Annotated in this window: 15 protein-coding genes, 1 pseudogene and 1 other annotated feature; of the genes and pseudogenes, 9 read left to right on the top strand and 7 right to left on the bottom strand. The window is 63.8% G+C overall.

The window, feature by feature from the left end; all coding sequences use genetic code 11:
* Positions 1 to 120 precede the first annotated feature (120 nt).
* A complete protein-coding gene (locus AAW51_RS28430; protein ID WP_169788059.1) occupies positions 121 to 2,688 on the top strand; it encodes a serine/threonine-protein kinase in 2,568 nt (855 codons plus the stop codon).
* A gap of 158 nt (positions 2,689 to 2,846) precedes the next feature.
* On the opposite strand, the gene AAW51_RS20260 is transcribed toward AAW51_RS28430, so the two are convergent.
* The gene (locus AAW51_RS20260) at positions 2,847 to 3,113 is read right to left on the bottom strand and encodes a DUF6127 family protein (RefSeq protein ID WP_047196051.1); all 267 of its coding nucleotides are present in this window, start codon (positions 3,111 to 3,113) and stop codon (positions 2,847 to 2,849) included.
* 373 nt (positions 3,114 to 3,486) lie between these two features.
* On the opposite strand from AAW51_RS20260, the gene AAW51_RS20270 reads away from it, so the two are divergent.
* Entirely contained in the window at positions 3,487 to 4,329 is an 843-nt protein-coding gene (locus AAW51_RS20270; protein WP_047196053.1) for a DUF6216 family protein, read from the top strand.
* 262 nt (positions 4,330 to 4,591) lie between these two features.
* Positions 4,592 to 5,520, top strand: a pseudogene (locus AAW51_RS29415) (IS3 family transposase); the annotation flags it as partial.
* Positions 4,870 to 4,986 (top strand) — a sequence feature (AL1L pseudoknot). (Overlaps the previous pseudogene by 117 nt.)
* 241 nt (positions 5,521 to 5,761) lie before the next feature.
* Here the strand turns inward: AAW51_RS29415 and AAW51_RS20280 are convergent.
* Complete coding sequence (locus AAW51_RS20280) at positions 5,762 to 7,588, bottom strand: sensor domain-containing diguanylate cyclase (RefSeq protein ID WP_047196055.1); 1,827 nt, start codon at positions 7,586 to 7,588, stop codon at positions 5,762 to 5,764.
* Between the two features lie 433 nt (positions 7,589 to 8,021).
* Here AAW51_RS20280 and AAW51_RS20285 point away from each other — a divergent pair, with 433 nt between their 5' ends.
* Both AAW51_RS20285 and AAW51_RS20290 read left to right on the top strand, forming a co-directional pair.
* Entirely contained in the window at positions 8,022 to 8,417 is a 396-nt protein-coding gene (locus AAW51_RS20285; RefSeq protein WP_047196056.1) for a VOC family protein, read from the top strand.
* A 123-nt stretch (positions 8,418 to 8,540) separates the two neighbouring features.
* On the top strand, positions 8,541 to 9,266 hold the full coding sequence (locus AAW51_RS20290; protein WP_169788060.1) for a helix-turn-helix transcriptional regulator: 726 nt from the start codon (positions 8,541 to 8,543) through the stop codon (positions 9,264 to 9,266).
* Positions 9,267 to 9,630: 364 nt separating this feature from the next.
* Here AAW51_RS20290 and AAW51_RS30120 read toward each other — a convergent pair whose 3' ends face one another.
* Positions 9,631 to 9,969 carry a hypothetical protein gene (locus tag AAW51_RS30120; protein WP_157359980.1) on the bottom strand — a complete coding sequence of 113 codons (339 nt, stop codon included), beginning with the start codon at positions 9,967 to 9,969 and terminating at the stop codon, positions 9,631 to 9,633.
* A gap of 733 nt (positions 9,970 to 10,702) precedes the next feature.
* Here AAW51_RS30120 and AAW51_RS20295 point away from each other — a divergent pair.
* Positions 10,703 to 11,545 (top strand): hypothetical protein, encoded by an 843-nt coding sequence (locus AAW51_RS20295; protein WP_157359981.1) that lies wholly within the window; start codon positions 10,703 to 10,705, stop codon positions 11,543 to 11,545.
* Between the two features lie 277 nt (positions 11,546 to 11,822).
* On the opposite strand, the gene AAW51_RS30125 is transcribed toward AAW51_RS20295, so the two are convergent.
* Together AAW51_RS30125 and AAW51_RS20305 are read right to left on the bottom strand one after the other, a co-directional pair.
* Complete coding sequence (locus AAW51_RS30125; RefSeq protein WP_157359982.1) at positions 11,823 to 11,975, bottom strand: hypothetical protein; 153 nt, start codon at positions 11,973 to 11,975, stop codon at positions 11,823 to 11,825.
* Between the two features lie 349 nt (positions 11,976 to 12,324).
* Positions 12,325 to 13,866 (bottom strand): hypothetical protein, encoded by a 1,542-nt coding sequence (locus AAW51_RS20305; RefSeq protein WP_157359983.1) that lies wholly within the window; start codon positions 13,864 to 13,866, stop codon positions 12,325 to 12,327.
* A gap of 283 nt (positions 13,867 to 14,149) precedes the next feature.
* On the opposite strand from AAW51_RS20305, the gene AAW51_RS20310 reads away from it, so the two are divergent.
* Positions 14,150 to 14,560 (top strand): TetR/AcrR family transcriptional regulator, encoded by a 411-nt coding sequence (locus AAW51_RS20310; RefSeq protein ID WP_238947651.1) that lies wholly within the window; start codon positions 14,150 to 14,152, stop codon positions 14,558 to 14,560.
* Positions 14,561 to 14,944: 384 nt separating this feature from the next.
* On the top strand, positions 14,945 to 15,388 hold the full coding sequence (locus AAW51_RS20315; protein ID WP_047196061.1) for a hypothetical protein: 444 nt from the start codon (positions 14,945 to 14,947) through the stop codon (positions 15,386 to 15,388).
* A gap of 162 nt (positions 15,389 to 15,550) precedes the next feature.
* On the opposite strand, the gene AAW51_RS20320 is transcribed toward AAW51_RS20315, so the two are convergent.
* A complete protein-coding gene (locus AAW51_RS20320; RefSeq protein WP_157359984.1) occupies positions 15,551 to 16,504 on the bottom strand; it encodes a MipA/OmpV family protein in 954 nt (317 codons plus the stop codon).
* A 352-nt stretch (positions 16,505 to 16,856) separates the two neighbouring features.
* On the bottom strand, positions 16,857 to 17,477 hold the full coding sequence (locus AAW51_RS20330) for a glutathione S-transferase family protein (RefSeq protein WP_047196064.1): 621 nt from the start codon (positions 17,475 to 17,477) through the stop codon (positions 16,857 to 16,859).
* 109 nt (positions 17,478 to 17,586) lie between these two features.
* On the opposite strand from AAW51_RS20330, the gene AAW51_RS20335 reads away from it, so the two are divergent.
* Complete coding sequence (locus AAW51_RS20335) at positions 17,587 to 18,549, top strand: helix-turn-helix transcriptional regulator (protein ID WP_047196065.1); 963 nt, start codon at positions 17,587 to 17,589, stop codon at positions 18,547 to 18,549.
* The last annotated feature ends 2 nt before the right edge of the window (positions 18,550 to 18,551 follow it).

An 18,551-nucleotide genomic window follows, 5' to 3' on the forward strand; every position in this document is an offset into this window, starting at 1 on the left:
CCGCCTAAGCTAAAGCTGGATCGTGAGCAGCGCGGTGCCCCTCTCGCGGTTGAGCGCGCCACGTGATGCTGGTTGTGCCAAGACCAGCCGTCTTGGAGAACCGCTGCAATGGACTCTCGCGTGACCTCAAACGCGCGTTCTGCTCGAGGCCTCGACGCTGCCGGATGGCAACGCATTAAAACCTTGTTCGCCGAGGCGCTGACGCTGCCGCCCTCGCAACGCCTTGTATTCGTCGCCCGACTGGCGGCCGATGACGCTGCCCTGGCGGAGGAGTTGGGGGCCCTGTTCGACGCGGCTGCGTCCAGCAGCACGCTGCTCGACAGACCACTGGTTGCGATGCTATCGGTTGTAGATGTGTCGCGCATCGGTCATCAGTTGGGGCCTTACCGCATCGTCGCCCTGATAGGCCGAGGCGGCATGGGCGAGGTGTACCGGGCCGAGCGCGCCGACGGACAGTTCGAACAGCAAGTAGCGATCAAGCTGATGACGGCAGCCCTTGACCGGGAGCACGCCATCTCACGCTTCCAGGCCGAGCGCCAGATCTTGGCCAACCTCGACCATCCCAACCTGGCCAAGGTGTTCGATGGCGGCGTGACCGAGGACGGGCAGCCGTACTTCGTGATGGAACTGGTCGACGGCGAGCCCATCGATCTCTACGCCGAGCGCCGCCAACTACCGGTGGCGCCCCGCCTGGAACTGTTTCGCACTGTTTGCCAGGTCGTTCATTACGCCCACGGCAAATGTGTGGTGCACCGCGACCTCAAGCCGAGCAACATCCTGGTGACCGGCAGCGGCCTCGTCAAACTGCTGGATTTTGGCATCGCCAAGCGCCTCGCTCTAGCCGACAGCAACGACCAAACGAGTACCTGGACCGCGCAGCGCATTCTGACGCTGGCCTACTCCAGCCCGGAGCAGGTGCAAGGCGACGAGATCACGCCCGCCAGCGACATCTATTCGCTGGGCGTGGTGCTGCACCGGCTGCTGACAGGCCGATCACCCTACCTGGAAGGGCCGACGAACAGCGACTATGAGCTGGCCAAGGCCATTTGCGATGGGGAAGCGACGCCGCCGAGCAAGGCAGCCGCCGATCGGCGCCTTCGAGCGCAGCTGCGGGGCGACCTCGACGCGGTGGTGTTGAAGGCGCTGCGCAAAGACCCGGGGGCACGGTATGCCAGCGCCGAACATCTCGCTGATGACGTGTTCCGGCATTTGGAGCGGCTGCCCGTTCACGCACGCCGGGGAGCCTGGAGCTACCGGGCCGGCCGTTTTGTGCTGCGCCACCGGATCGCGGTCGCTGTCGCACTGATGGCCAATCTGGCGATGGTGGTCGGCCTTGCCGTTGCAGCACACCAGGCCTACGAGGCCACGCGCGAACGAGAGCGTGCCGAGCGGCACTTCGCCGATGTGCGTCAACTGGCCAACGTGTTTATCTTTGACATCCACGACGCTATCCGCGATTTGCCTGGCTCGACGCCGGTGCGCCGGCTAGTGGTGGAAAAGGCCTTGGCCTACCTGCAGAAACTGAGTAGCGAGGCGGGCAGCGACGCGAGCCTTCTCGTGGAAATTGCTGCCGGCTATCGCAAGGCAGCTGACGTTCAAGGTGCAGGCGTTGGATCTAACCTGGGCGACCCGAAGGGAGCGATGTCGAGCTACGAGAAAGCGAGGGCACTGCTCGAACCACTTGTGGCGTCCCGCAATGATCGCAACGCTGACCTCGCTGCGGCGCAGCGGGAACTGGCGGTAGTGTGCGTACTCCAGGCTCAGCTGTTGAGTGGGCTTGGCAAGTTCAACGAGGCAGATGCAGTTTTCCGTAGAGGCTTGTCTGTGGCAGGGGATCTGGCAACCGCTGACCCTTCTTTCGAAAACCAGCTGCGGCTTGCAAGGTTATATATGCGGCAAAGCATTGCGCAGTTGGACGCAGGGCAGATGGCCGCCTACGTCAAGACGTCCGAGACTTCCATCCGTTTGCTCGAGGCACTCGTCGCACGGCAGCCCGAGGAGCTCGATGCGGAAGCATATTTAGTGAGCGCGTACAGCAAACGCGGCCAATATTTCGTCCACATCGGACAATTTCACAAAGCCATGGTGGCCTCTCGTAAGGCCCTGTCGATATCGGAGCGCCAACATGCGAAATATCCAAATAACACTCGTTTTGCGAGCAACGTTGCGGGCGGACACAACAACCTGGGCGCCACATTACAGCAAGCCGGCGAGTCTAAACAGGCGGCACAAGAATTTCGGAGGGCGATTGAGCTGATTTCTTCATTGATGGCGAAAGACCCAGGTAACGTGAACTTTGGAATCAATCTCGCAACAGCAAACGCCAATATAAGCGAATCCCTATTCACTCTCGGGGATGTCGCGGGAAGCATTGATGCTGCACAAACCGCCCTCACTCTGTTTGACGATTTCCGCAAGGACGTTCACATGCGCGTGAACGTGCGCAGCGTCCAAGGCGAGGCTCACTACCATCTCGCTAAGGCCTTGGAAGCACGTGCAAGCGGACAAAACCGCGACGCCGCGGCGTTCAAGAAGGATCGTCAGGAGGCGTGCCAAAACTATCGCCGTGCGTTCGATATCTTGGAAGATCTAAAAGACCGCGCCAGCCTCCCTCCAGATAATGTTCGACCCGAGATGGCGCGTAAGGCGATGCAGGATTGCCCGCTGCAGCGTCAAGCCTCTAGGTAAGGTCTTGGCCCCTCTGGCCCCGCGTAGGCGCTCGAACTCCAGCGCCCTGTCCTGCACGGCCAGCTCGTGCGCACGCTCGCCCGCGCGGTCCAACCACTTGAGCAGCTCGGTTGAGAGCCGGAAGGCGCCGCCGAGCAGGCCGCCCAGCAGCGTCCCGATCACTGGCCGCCTCCCCAAGGGTTGAACTTGATGGAGACGACCACCAGCAGCGCGGCGAGCACGCCGGTGGTGAGCACCTTGACCACCGTCCGCCAGGCGGTACGACGGGCATCACGCCAGGCGTCCACCAGATCGCGCAGCTCTCGCAGGTCGCGTGCCGCAAAGCCTTGGTCGTCGAAGCCGAGCAGCATCAGCACGCGCTCGGCGCCGCGCTCTGCTGCGCGGTCCAGCAGATCGTCGAAGTCTTCCTTGTTCAACACGAGCATGTTGTCGACGAGGGCCCGTTTTTTTGTGGACGCGGCGCCTGCTCCCGCCGGGACTTCCGGGCAGCTTGTGTTTCATGACGGAGACGACTACCGCACGGAGGTTATTGCGTCCAGCATTGGAGAGTACTTCGATGACCTCATCTCGTGCCTGAAACGCAAGCTGATTTTCTCGGATGGGCATGCTTGGTTGAGTACGGCCACTGGAGCAAGCTTTTCCAATCTGAAGACGGTACGGGTGCGTTGAAACCAAAAGGACAAGCGGGCTCATCCTGTCAATGTTGTCGCCCTCGCAAGAGGGATCCCCAACGCCGAGACGAGCTAACAGAATCGCATCCCTATGGCTGAGTACGCGGTGACATGGCAAGGAGGCGACATGGAAGTGTCTGAGATCTCAAGCAGCATACAGACCGTCGTGGGGTGGCTAGGTGGGCTTCAGCTCGTCCTGCCTACGGGGCTGTTTCTCGCGCTGCTGGGTTGGGCTTGGTTCCGCACGGGCTCCTCGCACCTCATCACGGCAAGAATATGGCACTTCCTGCTCGGCAAGCGAGAGGTTTCACAGACTCAGATCTGCCAGTACTTGAATGAGCGCGACGCCCTGATGCGCTTTCGGCTACAGACCGGACTCAAGAAGATCCGGACCTTGGCGCAGGCGCAGTGTGTGATCCATTGGACACGACGGCATGACGAAGACATTGACGCTGTACGGCAGTGCGGACACTTCTTTGATCTTGAGATCCCCGGGCTCAAGCCTTTACTCCCGGGCCTGGCTTCCCGGATCTTGATCGTCGCGATCGCAGCCATCTTCCTTTACGGTGCACTCGGTCAGCTGGCGTGGACGGTTCTGGGTGATACGTTGATCCGGGTCAAGCTCACGGGGTCCTGGTATACCGCGAGCGATGAGAGCGCCCGCCGGTTCTCGCTCGTCGAGAAAACGCCCCGCTTCGGCGCCGCGGAGTGTGTGGACCCCGCGGCGATCGCGGCCCGGTCTCGCTATCCGCTTCACGATGCCACCGTTCTTTGCGATCTGATGAACGGCACCGAGGGTCGAAAGTTCTTGCGGCAGGAGCAGCGCGCTCAACGTGCTGCGCTTGGGTTCGGGGCGGCACTGATGCTCGCTATTGGATGCGTGCTGTGGGGAGAGCAGCGTCGAGTTGGTGCGGCCAGCGCGTTGAACGAGCGGATTGCGAGGCGAAAGGCCGGGCCACCTCGAGAATGAGGAGCGATCTTGCGCTGTTGCTGCACTGCACGAACGCCGTGGTCAGCAGCAATGGCGAAGGCAGACGCTTACCTACCCGCTGCTCAGCAGCAACAGCACCTCTGCCTCGCGACGCACGACCAAGCCAGGCAGCGCTTTGCCGCCGCCGCAGCCGCCTGCAGGCGGCTGCGGCGATGTCAGAGGAGCCGGAAAGTTCTACTTCCGAGCGGTACTGAACCGTCCCGGGATTTGAGGAGGCTCTTTTCTCTGAGAGGATAGAGCCATGAAGAAGTCCCCCAGGTTTTCCCCCGAGGTGCGTGAGCGCGCCGTGCGCATGGTGCTGGAGCACCGCGGCGAGCACCCGTCGCAGTGGGAGGCCATCGAGTCCATTGCCGGCAAGATCGGCTGTGTGCCGCAGACGCTGCACACCTGGATGAAGCAGCACGAGGTCGACGCCGGCCAGCGCGGTGGCATCACGACCGCCGATGCCCAGCGCGTCAAGGACCTGGAGCGCGAGGTGCGCGAGTTGCGCAAGGCCAACGAGATCCTCAAGCTGGCCAGCGCGTTTTTCGCCCAGGCGGAGCTCGACCGCCGCACCAAGTCCTGAAGGCTTTCGTCGATCAGCATCGAACGCAGTTTGGGGTCGAGCCGATCTGTCGCGTCCTGCAGATCGCCCCCTCGGCGTACCGACGCCATGCTGCTCGTCAACGCAGCCCGGCTTTGCGCTCGCTGCGAGCCCAGCGCGACGCGAGCCTGCTGCCGCAGGTGCAGCGTGTCTGGCAGGCCAACATGCAGGTCTACGGGGCCGAGAAGGTCTGGCGCCAACTCAACCGCGAAGGCGTCGCGGTGGCTCGCTGCACCGTCGAGCGGCTGATGCGCCAGTTGGGACTGCACGGTGTGCGCCGTGGCAAGGTGCCGCGCACGACCGTTGCTGATTCCAAGGCGCCGTACCCGCTGGATCGCGTCAATCGTCAGTTTCGAGCTCAGCGGGCGAACCAGCTCTGGGTCTCGGACTTCACCTACGTCTCGACCTGGCAAGGCTGGGTCTACGTTGCGTTCGTCATCGACGTGTTCAGCCGTCGCATCGTGGGCTGGCGTCAGAGCAGCTCAATGCACACCGAGTTCGTGCTCGACGCGCTGGAACAGGCGCTGTATGACCGCAAGCCGTCCGAAGACGATGGCCTTGTGCACCACTCGGACAGAGGCTCGCAAGGCGGCAGCGCAGAGAGGCAACTGCTTCGGGTCAGCTGTCGACACCATCTTTCGGCGGCGAGCGCTGCAATCGTGGCGTCGGGGAGCTTGGCCGACTGGACGATGTCCAGCAGGTGGACCAACCGCACGGCGCTCTTGGGCGGATGGGTTCGCAGCAACCTGACTTCAGGCGCTGTACTTCGATGTCGTAGGTCTTCACGCGCGTTCTCCTGCGGCTGGGGGCACTGCACGGCTGCGAACGCTACGAGGCCGCCTTTGGCGTCAGGGCCGCGGCCATCCGCACCTGGTTGCGCCCGTGGTGCTTGGCCTCGTAGAGCGCCGCGTCGGCGGCGGCGATGAGCCGCTCGCCGGTCTCGCCGGGCTCGGCGACCACGGCCACGCCGATGCTGGCCGTCAGCGGCACCGGTGTGCATTCGTGCACCGCCGCCAGCTGCTCGACCGCAGCGCGGATGCGCTCGCCCAGCCGCCCCGCGCCCGCCGCGTCGGTCTGCGGCAGCAGCACCGCAAATTCCTCCCCGCCGTAGCGCGCCACTTCGTCGCCCGGCCGGAACAGCGACTCCGCGATCGCGCCGGCCACCGCGCGCAGGCACGCGTCGCCGGCCAGGTGGCCGTGGCGGTCGTTGACGGCCTTGAAATGGTCGATGTCGATCAGCAGCAGCGACAGCGGCAGCCGGCTGCGCTCGGCCACCTTCAGCTGCAAGGCCAGCTGCTCGTCGAAGTACTTGCGGTTTTTCACGCCGGTCAGGCCGTCCAGCACATTGAGCTTTTGCAGCTCGTTGTTGGCCTCCGACAGGTTGCGCAGCGCCTCGTCCAGCTCGCGCGTGCGCTGCTGGACCCGTTGCTCGAGCTGGCTGGTGGCCTCGGCCTGGATGCGCCGGTTTTGCTGCTCCAGCACCTTCATGCGGTGCGCCAGCGCGAAGGACAACAGCAGGGCTTCCAGTGCCGAGCCGATCTGCATGCTGTACTCGGTAAGGAAGACGGTCGGCAGCAGCCCGATCGTTTTCAGCGGATACACGGCCACGCCGCCCAAGAAGATCGCCCAGGCCAGCAGGAAGTAGCGTGCTTGCGCGACACCCCGCATCGTGCAGATGACGCCGATCACGGCCATCGTGATCGACATCACGAAGCCATTGACCGTCGTCAGCTTGATCATGACGGTATAGGGCGCGAACAGGGACACGAAGGCCAGGACGGAGGCAATGCGCGCATACCACCAAGTGAAACGGTCCATCAGCGGCAGGTGCTTGGGCAGGTTCAGGAAGGAGCGCGCGAAGTTGGCCGCGCCCGCCCACGACACCAACAGGCTGAAGGGCATCGCCGCCTGCACCCAGCGCGGCCGATCCAGCCACAGGTATTCATGGGCCAGGCCGTTGAGGCACATCTGGATCAGTATGAAGCCGCCGATGTACTGCACGTAGTGCAGGTAGCTGATGTCCCGCATCGACAGGTAAACCAGGGCGTTGAACAGCAGCATCGCCGCCAGCACGCCATAGTAGAGGCCGAAGGCGAACTGCTCGTCGCGGTCCTTCAGCGCCAGGCGCTCGGGTGTCCACAGCACCAGCGGCAGCTGCAGGGAGCTTTCGGTGTCGACGCGCCAGTAGAGGTCGAGCGCCTGGCCCGCGGGCAGTTCTAGCGGGTAGACCAGATTGCGGTGGCGCATCGGACGCTGGCTGAACGGGAGCAGCCGGCCGGCCTCGGACGACGAGAGCACGGCCCCGTCCCTCAGCGCGTAAAAACGTACCTTGTCGAGCAAGGGATACTGCGCTTCCAGCAGCCAGCGCGACTGGGGCGCGTTGTGGTTCTCCAGGCGCAGGTGGAACCAGTACACCGACCGGGTGAAGCTGAAGTTCGGCACCTCCTGTTCGCTGGGGCGGAAGCTGTCGTGCCGGGCGATGACGTCAGCCAATGCCAGCTTTCCCTGCGGATCTTCCAGGTAAGCCAGATGCCGGCCCAGCGGGCTTCCGATCCGCGAGGTCTCAAGCTGGAGCGTTTGCGCCGGGGCGCCGAGGGCCGTGCCGCCGGCAAGCAGCCAGAGCACAACCAAGCGGTACAGAAAAATCCGGAACATGCTGGTTGGCGACGTCAGGGGTCGGGAGCTCGCGGTCGCGCCGGCCTGCAGGACCGGCTTGGGATGCTGGCGGTGAGTGAGGTTTGTTACGCGCATCCTAGTCTATCCATCAGGCTGAGAGTTTCTTTGCAGGCGGTCGGTGCGCCCGGAGTCGCGGCATTGGTGACGGACACCCGGAATCGGCCGCAGCTATTCGCATGCCACGCCCCCATCTCCCCAGGCCAAACGGTTGGCTCATGGGGTGAAGACGAGGTGGCGCCCACGCTTCGGCAGCCAGCCGTCGATTCGCCAGACGGGCTGCATTGGGAGCTGAAAGGCGGTATGAGCGGTTCGGCACCAAAGTTGATCGAAACCGGATCAACAGACCTCTCTTTCGGCGCCTACACTGTCTTCGACTTTATGTTCCTCCAGCGCAGACGATCAAGGAGAAGGAATGTTCAATCACGTCATGCTCGGAAGCAACGACCTCGAACGGTCGAAGCAGTTCTACGATGCGGTGCTGGGTGTTCTCGGGGCCGGTGAACCGGTCCGCAACACCGCGGCCTCGGGCCATGCCCGGCTCTTCTACCGCCACAACGGCAACACGCTGGGCGTCAGCCGGCCGATCAACGACGAGCCGGCCACGTTTGCAAACGGCGGCACCATTGCGTTCCGGTGTGAGTCGCCTGAGCAGGTGCATGCGTTCCACGACGCGGCAGTGGCCCGTGGCGGCACGTCCGTCGAGGAACCACCTGGCCTGCGCAAGGACGCCCACGGCTCCTACTACTTGGCGTATGTTCGCGACCCCGACGGCAACAAGCTCTGCGCGATTCACCGCGTGTCGCCATAGCGCCGTACACGCCAATCCCATTCGACGATGCGCAGCGGAACAAGAAGCCTTTTTACCCGTTGCGGGGTTGGGCTGACGGCGAATGTCGTACAGCACAGCGCGCTTCGGTTCAGCAGGGTCGTGGTGGACAGCCCCGCGCTTATCCTCTTGCGCCACGGGACGAAGTCGCTTCAAACCGGAGGGCGGCGGTGGACATTACAAGGCGGCGACGCCATTGCCGTCGCAGGCGGGCAGGCCTTCGACGTGACGAACCGGTTGTCGGCGGCCGGTCTCTACGAAGCTCGCTGGCTGGTGTGGGACCCGGCCATCATCGAGCGTTTCATGCAAACAGCCCCGGCGGGACCGCCACTGTCTGGCGCCATGGTGCTCAAGCAGGCGAGCGCCGAGTTCGTCGCAGCAGTGGACCGTGCCGTTGCCGCCGTTTCCGACCCTTCAGGTCTTGCCGAAGAAGTGGCACGACACAGGCTTGCGGAACTGCTGGTCTGGCTGTCCGTCGCCGGGGTTCGATTCGGAACACCTCAGACGACAACGGCAACGTCCAAGCTGCGAAGGCTTTTCGCCGAATCGCCTGCAACAGCGTGGACGATGCCCCAAGTCGCCACGCGACTCGCGATGAGCGAAGCCACGCTGCGAAGAAGGCTGAACTCGGAAGGCACCAGCTTTGGCGAGCTACTCGCCGACGTTCGCATGTCCCACGCGATGACGTTGCTACAGTCTACCGACCACCCTGTCGCGCACATCGCCTTGAAGGTGGGCTACGAGTCGGCCTCGCGTTTCGCCATCCGGTTCCGCGACCGGTTCGGATTCGCGCCGACAGTCATTCGGGGACACCGCAGAGCCGGCGCATGAGACGGCGGCGACCGGCCTCTCAAGACCGCTAACAAGGGGCCAACGGCAGTCCTTGCTCGTCAACGACAAGCGACACTAAAGCCGGCTTTCAACCGCCGAGAGCCGTCGTATCCGGAAGTCCGCTCTTGGCCGATTCTGTTGAAGAACTCAAAGCAGCTCCGGAAGCGACTTTCGCAGCCGTCCTCGAACCCTTGATCAGGTCGTGATCGTCGATCCTGAACCGTTCTGCAAGATCGGCCTTGGTGCGGGCTCGCGCTCGCCGCAAGCCACCCGGGTTTTTCAACAGAATCAGCCTGAAGCAGCGGCTTGAAGGCAGCGGAAGTGGTCGCGTTCGTCGAGGATTTGAAGATGCGAAACCGGCAACTCAAAGCGCAGATGGGCTTCGAGCCTTCAATGCGAGGACTTGGGCCAAGTTGATCCCTGGGGCCCCATCAGCCAACCATCGTTCGAACTCTTCCGGATAGGCAGGGCTTCTGCCAGTTGCCGTCGATTCGAGGTGGGCTTGCACATAGGTCATGAAGTGAAATCCCTTGCCGTCATAGTCTGCATAGCCGGCCGGATAGCATTCGGAGGACTCGTCATCCAGGTCGTTGTGGCTCGACGCTCCCGACAAGATCAACCGAACTTCATTCCCTAATGCGGAGGCAACTAGCTCGCGAAGCAAGGCTACTGTGTTTGGCGCATCAACAGGCATGGTGTTCACCGAAGGCTGCTCAACTCTTGAGATTCTGACATTCCGTTTGCTCAAGCTCTGTCCGCTTCCAGCCTTAAGCTTCCCCGTCAAGTAGCCATCCCAGAACTGGAATCTGCGGCTGTTGTGATCCTGGGCACGATCTCTGGAGGTTGGGTACGGGGCAACGGCACAATCTCTGCAGCGCTTGCGCAGCCCGTCGCTGACGCGCCTCAACGTTTGCCCCCGGCAACGGTGGGCTGGCCGGCATCGGACTTCTCGATGCACTGTTGAACAACGCGAGTGTGCGCATCAGAGCGACGATGAGCTTGCTGTAGTACGCCGCCCACGACAGATGCACTATTGCCGAGTACGGTGTTGGCCTGCCGAACCTGGCCTCAGGCTTCGCGAACTGACGGTCCGCTTCGCCCAGTTGGCGGAACGGACGACAAATCCGGCATAAGGTGCTCCGCTCAACTGGGGCACGGGCACCATGAAAAACTTCAACGTCGTTGGAAGTCCTCGCGCAAACGTTTCGCCACTTGACCAGCCGCGCACGACACAGGCCCCAGCTGGCGACAATCCCGCAGCATCGCGGCTACCGAGCCAGTCGGGACTCGCAGGCCTCGGGCGCCCCCCGAGCACACCTGCGGGGAGCAGCGACAGTAGACCGCGCGCCAGCCTGGACCGCCTTCAACAGCCGCCTTCAGCGGGCACTCAGACGGCAGGCTATGTGAGAACGCTGCAAGTCGTGTCTCCTACTAGCGTGTCCGACGAGCTACGCCTGCACGAACAGGGCGTTCCGGTGTCTGCAACCGCCGTGGGAACGGGCCCGTTCAGAGCCTTCCAACAGAACCAACGCAGCGGCCTGGTTTTCGCTCAGGAAACGCCGATGGTTCTCGGAGCCAAGAAAGACATGGGTACGAACGTGCTGATCAAGGACGAAGCGTTCGGGCAAACCGTGAAACAGTCGAACACTCGGCCCGACCCTGCCGTGTCGGAGGCCGCGAAGGCAACGCTGCAGAAGCATTACGCCCAGGACGCCGACGATGAGGACATCAAGCGGCCGAGGCTTTCCAACAACAAGCAAGAATTGCAGGCTAAATATCAAGAAATGGCATTGCGCCAGACCGGGAGCGTGGCCGACAAGAGTTCGAAGCATGTGATTGCCGACGCGCTGAAGCAGGAGGGGCCGAATTTTGCGAGCGCGGCTGCGGCAATGCCGTCGTCAGCGCTCAGTGCTCATCTACAGCAGAAAATGACGCCCGTTCAGTTTGCCGCGGCTCAGCACGCGCTGCCGAAGCTGGAAGCGATGACCCCAGCGGAACGGCAAGGCTACTTGGAAAAAGGCGCCGCCGAGGCAGGGCAGCCCAAGTATTCGTCGAAGACGATCCTCCCTCACAACGAAAACCTGATCCAACCCCGCAAAGAAGACGTCTTGGGCGTACTGGTGAGTCCGGCAAAACCGGACGCTGCGCTCGAGTTGCAAAGGCAATACGCTGCCGCCCAAGGCGGCAAGCAGCTTCCGTTCATGACCTACGACAACAAGACAGGTCAGGTGCAGCCGGTGTCCGAGCAGGATGTTATGCGGATGGCAGGCAATACCTGAGACTCCAACTATTGACATGAAGCTGCCCTGCTTAGCTTCGGACGTCAGCAGGTCGAATTGCTGACGTCCGAAGCTCTCGGCCGCGTTTGGACGGTCGCGAAAGTCTTAAGCGGCCTTGCCCAGCTCGCAATACCGCGTAGCGAGTTTCAAGACGCAGCGTCAGGTAGCTCGGGTAGAGCCGCGAGGAGCCGTTCGAACAGTGGGCCGCCAAGCGCAGCCATCGTAGCTCGGCACGCTCGGTCGACGTCGCAATGGACACAGCGCAGGGCCATGAGAGCTACTGCTGAACCGGAGCTAGTTCGGCCTCTTCGCGCTTCTGGGTCGAACCCGCCTCCTCTTCGAACTCGGTGTCCTCAGCTGCCACTACGGCTTCATAGGTCAGCTGCTGGTTAATCTGAACATCTGCGACGACGCCGCGAGCGGCGGTCACGCCGACAGATCCTCTGGCTGAACGGCAAACCAGCTTGTCAGTCGTCAGCAGCCTGCGAGGCTGGATGGAGCACAACGACCGCCCGGAGGTCCTGGCCTTCATAAAGGGAGCGTCGTCAACGAGGCACGCTCTTCGCTGCAGGCCTTCAAGGCCCGCAGGAGCTGCTGCGACTAACCGTTCCGGAAGTGCGCCTCCTCCTCTTGGCGCCGGTTTGCTCCCCTCATTCAACACCTCGGCACACTCCGGCCTGGTCGTGCGGGCATCGACCCCTTCAGGCTCGCGCCAAGACCTGCCACTGCCGCCGCAGACAACTACGACTGTAGTACTCGGGGGCCGACTCTGTGCGGCCTCAGAATCGCAGCGCGTAGATGCGCCTGGACACCGGCATATCGCTGTTCCAGGTGGTGCGCGCCTTGCCGTTTTCACGGTCCAGATCGTAGGCTGTGTAGACCAGCATGGCTGCGCCACTGCGGTTGATCGCGACCTTGGGCCCCCACAGCCTGGTCTTGTTCGCGGCCTTCTTCCACTCGCTCCATCCGTTGTTGAAGTCGAAGCGGCCGTAGATCACGAGCTCATTGGTCTCCTTCGAATTGCCGTCCTGCGCAATGACGGCGGCGACGGCCTGGCCCTCACTGTTCATCGCCAACGCGATGCTGCCGCGGGACACCACTGTCCCGATCGAAGCCAGATTGGGAATGACTTCCTTCGGTGCGGTCCACTCCCCGCCCTGGCGCGAAACAGACCACTTCAACCGTGCGGGCGCGAGCGGTTGAAGCAGGTCGGCCTCCTTCCACACCGCCAGGGCGTTGCCGTGTCCATCCATCACGAGAGCCGGTGGCACGGGAATGAACCCATCGGAGGGGGTCATCTGCGCGCTTTCGATCTTCCTGTCGGCCGAGTCGTTGATGCGAATCAGATGCAGGGCAAGCGCGGGGCACCTGTCGATCTCGCTCTCGGCACCGGGCGCGAGCATCGCGACGGTCGTGTGCGAGGTCGGCGAGCTGGCGACTGTCCAAGTACGCGCAAGAGCCGTAGGCGTATCAACGTTGACATCGGTATCGTCGAGCCCACACAAAGCTCGATACGAGGTGATCAGATACGGCTCATCGACGCCCTGCTCCAGGGAGACCTTGGCCCCCCTGAGCTCGAAATAGGTAACATCGTTGCTCCGCCGCGAGAGCCACAGCAGCTTCCCCTCGCTGCCCGACCCCGTCGCGAAGTATGTCTCCTCGAGCATCTGCTCGCTCGAGAGTCTCGGGACCCTGCCGATCGAGGTCGGCGTGGGGCTGCCGGCCACGCGGGTGTGCGCTTCGACAGCTTGCATTTTCGTCTGCGCATCGCTTACCCGGCGGCTCGTGACGACGGCGCCGTCGGGCAGGATGTCCAGGTCGGACGTCTCCGCATGACGGCGAAAGGCGATCTCGACAGCCGAACCCTCCCAATCTCCTGAGCCGGACGTGAAACGCAGCGCGCGGGAGGAAGCTCGTGTTTCGTCCAGGAACGGGATGTGCGTCGCCCATCCCAGCACCGCATCACCCGAGCTGTTCACGCGCAGGCGCAGTCCCCTCAGGCCGTCCACGCCCACAGACTGCGGCAGCACTCGCTGTGAACTCCAGCTGCCCTGCGTGTCAGAAAGGCTCCACGCAACCATGTCTTCCGGGGCGTCGCGTCGGTGAGGGATCCATGCGGCCAAGGCCTGTCCGTTGTCCATGAGGGCCAGAGCCGGGTCGAACAACAAATTTCCATAGTTGGCGACCTCGCCGATCTCCACAGTACCCGCCGCGAGCCCGCTGCGGCCCATCCCGTCCGGATACGTCTCAGGCGACGAATCCGCCCCGCCGCTGCCACCGCCACCACCACCACCACCACACGCGGCCAGCACGACCGTCATCAGAACGCTCAAAGGCAGAGAGATGTGCATATACACTTTTATTAAGAAAAAATGACAGTGACCCTGTCTTAGGATTCAAGACCAAAGGCTTACAGAAACGGCCGGCATGCTGCAGGCCTTCAGGGAGGAAACTCGATGGATGCTGCGAAGCCGATGGTCATCGGGCGTTTCAGATCCCTTGTTGAAGCCCGCCATGCCGAGGCGGGATGGGTGTGCATCTGAACGCCACATGGCCGTCATCAAAGTCGCAACGGCGCAGATAATATGAAAGTTCATTCACATTGTGAATTCGCATTCTTTGGCGCGCGATCCCAGTCTCCTCAAACCAAGAAAGAAGCCGCTTCAAGCCCGATCGACCCGCACGGTCGAAGCCATCTCCGATGCCTGTATTCAGGTTTTGGTCGATGGGGGTATCGAGCGCGTGACCACCACACGCGTGGCCGAGCGCGCCGGCGTGTCCGTCGGTTCGCTCTACCGGTACTCCCCCAATCAGCAGTCGCTCCTGGCGGCTTTGCTGGAGCGGTATCTGCTAGGGGTGGTCGAGGCTGTCGAGCGGCTTGCTCGGACCTGGGATGTTCCCGTTCACCTAGATCTTGAACGCCGTCAGGCCGTCGCTGAGTCCATCGCCCGCGACGACCTCGAGTGCGCACGTTTCACGCGCCCGCAGTGCGTCCCGCATGTCCGCCGCAGCTAGCGTCTGATGGCCGAACGCGCGGAGCTTGGCGGTCCAGAGCTCGATATCTGACGCGGAAGCAGGAGGAGAATTCGCATCCCGCGCACGGTGAAGGATGCGGTCCACCACTGCTTCGCCATCCAGCCCTTCAGGCTGAACCGCCCCGGGTATCGCGGAGGCCGGTTGGTTTAAGTCAGACGGTCGCAGTCTGACCCGCGCGTTGACGATGGTCGTTGGCTTCGAAGTCGGCAGGCGGGACATAGCCCAGCGGCTCCATGAGCCGGTGATGAGGCGGTTCAGAGGGAGGGAAAGTGGCAGCACATGCTTCACCCATCCCTAGTGTGCTTTCGTGCCCTCGCGTTGTATTTATCGTCTTCTAGCGAGTTAATCACTGAAGGAGCCATCATGAGGTGTACGCGTCTTACCGCATCACTGCTGGGAACCTGCTTAGCGCTGACGCTCCAGCAAGCGGGCGCACAAACTTCCAAGAGCAGCCAGGCGGAGGCCGGCGGCGTCACGCGCGAGCAAGCGAAGAAGGAACGTGACGAGTTCTTGAGAACCCATAGCTGGGACAAGGTGAACTCAGTCTGGACAGTCAAAGAGAACGTCAAGCCGCCGCCGGGCGTGAAGAGTCGCGAGGAAATCAGGGCGGAAGCCGAGGATTTCGTGAGCCGGCACCGCTGGGACGAACAAGCCGGAACGTGGAAGACGAATGATGGGCCTCCACGAGATTTGAGCACGATGACGACCGAACAGAGACGCCTCGAAACCCAGAGGTTCGTGGACACGCATCGGTGGGACGAGCAAGGTCAGGCCTGGGTCGAAACGGGGCAACGCGCAGGGAAATAGCCGCCGGTTTCTCGATCCCGCGTTTGGCGGGACGCGCCCGGTCCTCGGCCTCGACGTACGTCGAGGCTTCGCTTCCTCCGCCTCGTCGGGCTCGGTCGGTAGCGCCCGCCGAACAAGGAGGCGAACGGCCCCAATACCTTCATCGCGGCCTCTAGGCGCGCATTAACGCCATGTGTAGGCAATGCCGCCGCCCACGGTCCACTGGTTGGGATCGCCCCTTCGCGTGACGATGGGGCTGTCTGCCGCATCACCGGTCAGGCGCTGGTAGAAGGCGCCCGCGCCGGCGAACCAGCGAGGGCTCAGCCGGACCACCACGGCCGGCCACGCATAGAACTGCCGCACGCCGGCGCCAGCGGTGTACACGGGCAGCCCGCTGACCGCCGCCGCCCCGGGACTCACGCCGAAGCGTTGCCGCATGAAGCTGTCGCTCGACCACGTGAAGCCGGCGCCCATGCCGACGAACACCGTGCGGCTCAGCGGCATCCAGAAGCTGGCATAGGGCGTGACCTGACTGCCGGTCGCATCGCCGCCGATCGCCGTCATTGCAGAAACACCCACACGCAATCGCCACGGCACGCCTTGCGTGTTGACGTAGTGGTAGCCGCCGAAAACGCCTGCCTCGACTCCCCCATCGATCGGCGGGAGCGAGTTGACCACCGGGTCCTCGACATCCTTGCGGCCGAAGCGAAACGACAGCATCGGTCCGAACTCCCAGTTGGGGTGGTCAAGCACGTTGACGTCGCCAAAAGGACCATAGAGTTCCGCGAACCGGTGTCCCTCGAGTTGCACCCGCGCCGCCGGCACCAGGCCACCCACCTGGTCGGCGGAACCCATCCATTCGGTCGTGGTGCCGAAACCGAGGCCGACGAAATCGGGGACGACGTCGACCATGAGGCCCGCCGCCGTCAGCGGCGGCGTGACCGCTAGCGCTGCGAATGCGACCAGAACGTCAAGCCTGCGCTCGACAGCGGGGGGAAAGGCCGGCATGGGAACCTCCTCGGGTCGAATGAATCGACTGCTGCATTCGGGAGGTCTATGGTAGGAGTCACCTGGCCCCGACGCAATGAAGTAGCTCTTGTCCAGCGCGCCGTAGGCCCAGACCGCGTTGGACTTCAAGGGCGTATGAATGCGAGGCCGCCGCGAGGCAACGCGCTTGCGCGGGCGCTTCCCGGGCCCGCGCAGACCATGCCACAGCCGGTGCGTGCGCGACCAACTCAGCTCGAAACCTTGATGGCGATGTGCCGCTCGGCGAGGCGCCTCTTCTCGGTGCTTTTCGTGCAGGTCCCCCACGCGGATCCCACCGTCACGTACGCGCTCGAGATCGAGGCCAACGCGACGCTGCTGCGCGACGGGCCGATCGGGGGGGCGCGCTCGTGCGCCTGGTCACCTTGGGTGTCGTGTCGATGCGCAGCGGGCGCCGCAGGGGCGCTGATGGGGTGGCACATGCCGCCCCCTTACACCGCCGCCCTCACCCCTCACCCCTCATCGCCGGCCGCGCCTGCACCTTGCCCAGCCAAGCCTGCACACGCGCATGCTTAGCCACCGGCGCGCCGATGAACACGCTGTAGCCGATGACCGATGCCACGAGCAGGTCGGCCATCGAGTACTGCGCACCCAGCATCCACGGCTGCACCGCGAGCCGCTCGTCCAGCAGACGCAGCAGCCCGTCGAGCCCCTCGCGCGCGGCGTCGGCGTGCGCCGCACTGCGCAGCGCCTCGTCGCCCATGGTGGCCACCTGCAGGCGCACCAGCCCCGTGCCGTAGGTCACGTAGGCCCACGTGCACCACGACATCGCCTGCAGCCGCTCGGGCGTGCCGGCGGCGGGCCACAGGCCCTTCGCCACGCCGTACTCCTCAGCCAGCCAGAGCTGGATCGCCAGCGCCTCAAACATAGGCGCGCCATCCACCGTCAGCGTGGGCACCTTGCCGTTCGGGTTGAGGGCCAGGTACTCCGGCTTGCGCTGCTCGCCGGCCTTGATGTCGACCTTCACGCGCTGGTGTGGCACACCGAGTTCGGCCAACGCGCAGGCCACCGGCGTGGCGCTCGACATGGGGTGCCAGTACAGGACGATGGATTGGGGCTGGGACATGGAATTCTCCTTGGGCTGGGTGACGGGGTCGTCACGGTGGATTGATGGGGTTCACTGTAGGCATCATTGCGGACAGATTCCGCCCTCGATGTGAGCTAGAGTGCGGCGCATGCTCACCTCGTCTTCCCGCCTGCTGCGCCTGCTTTCGCTGCTGCAGGCCCGCCGCCACTGGGCCGGCGCCGAGTTGGCCGAGCGGCTGCAGGTCCATCCCCGCACCCTGCGGCGCGACGTCGACCGCCTGCGCGAGCTGGGCTACCCCATTGAGGCCAGCAGCGGCGTGGGCGGCGGCTACGCCTTCCGCCCCGGCCAAGCGCTGCCCCCGCTGCTGCTGGACGACGACGAGGCCCTGGCCGTGGCCATCGCGCTGCGCACCGCCGCCTCGGGCATGGTGGGCGGCATCGAAGAGACGGCACTGCGCGCCGTCGTGAAACTCGAGCAGGTGATGCCCGCTCGCTTGCGCAAACGCGCTGACGCTCTGCGCACCACCATCACGCCGCTCGACAGCATCGGCCCGGTCATCGACGCGACCCTGCTCGCCGCCCTGGCCAGCGCCTGCCGCGACCAGCTCAGCGTGCGCTTCACCTACACCGACATCCGCGGGGCTGCGAGTGAGCGCTGGGTGGACCCGCAAGGCGTGGTCCACACGGGCAGCCGCTGGTACCTCGTGGCGTGGGACCGCGGGCGCGAAGACTGGCGCACCTTCCGCCTCGACCGCATTCAACCGCCCGCAACCATGGGCGCCCATTTCGCCCCGCGCCCCGGCCCGGAAGGCGGCGACCTCAAGGCCTTTGTGTCTCGCTCATTGGCCGTGTCGCCATATTCCGCGCAAGCGCGCATCGTGCTGCACGCGCCCCGCGAGGTGATGGCCCAGCGCATCCCCGCCACCTACGGTCTGCTAGAAGCGATCGATGTCGAACGTTGCGTGCTGCGATGCGGTGCCCATGCCCTCGATCACCTGACCTACTGGCTGCTGGCGTTCGATGTGGATTTCGAGGTGCTGGAGCCGGTGGAGTTGAAGGAGCGCTTGATCAGGGCGGGGGAAAGGGTGGCGAGGAGCGTGGGCCCACGCTAGTG

The sequence above is a fragment of the Caldimonas brevitalea genome (assembly GCF_001017435.1).
Classification (GTDB): domain Bacteria; phylum Pseudomonadota; class Gammaproteobacteria; order Burkholderiales; family Burkholderiaceae_C; genus Caldimonas; species Caldimonas brevitalea.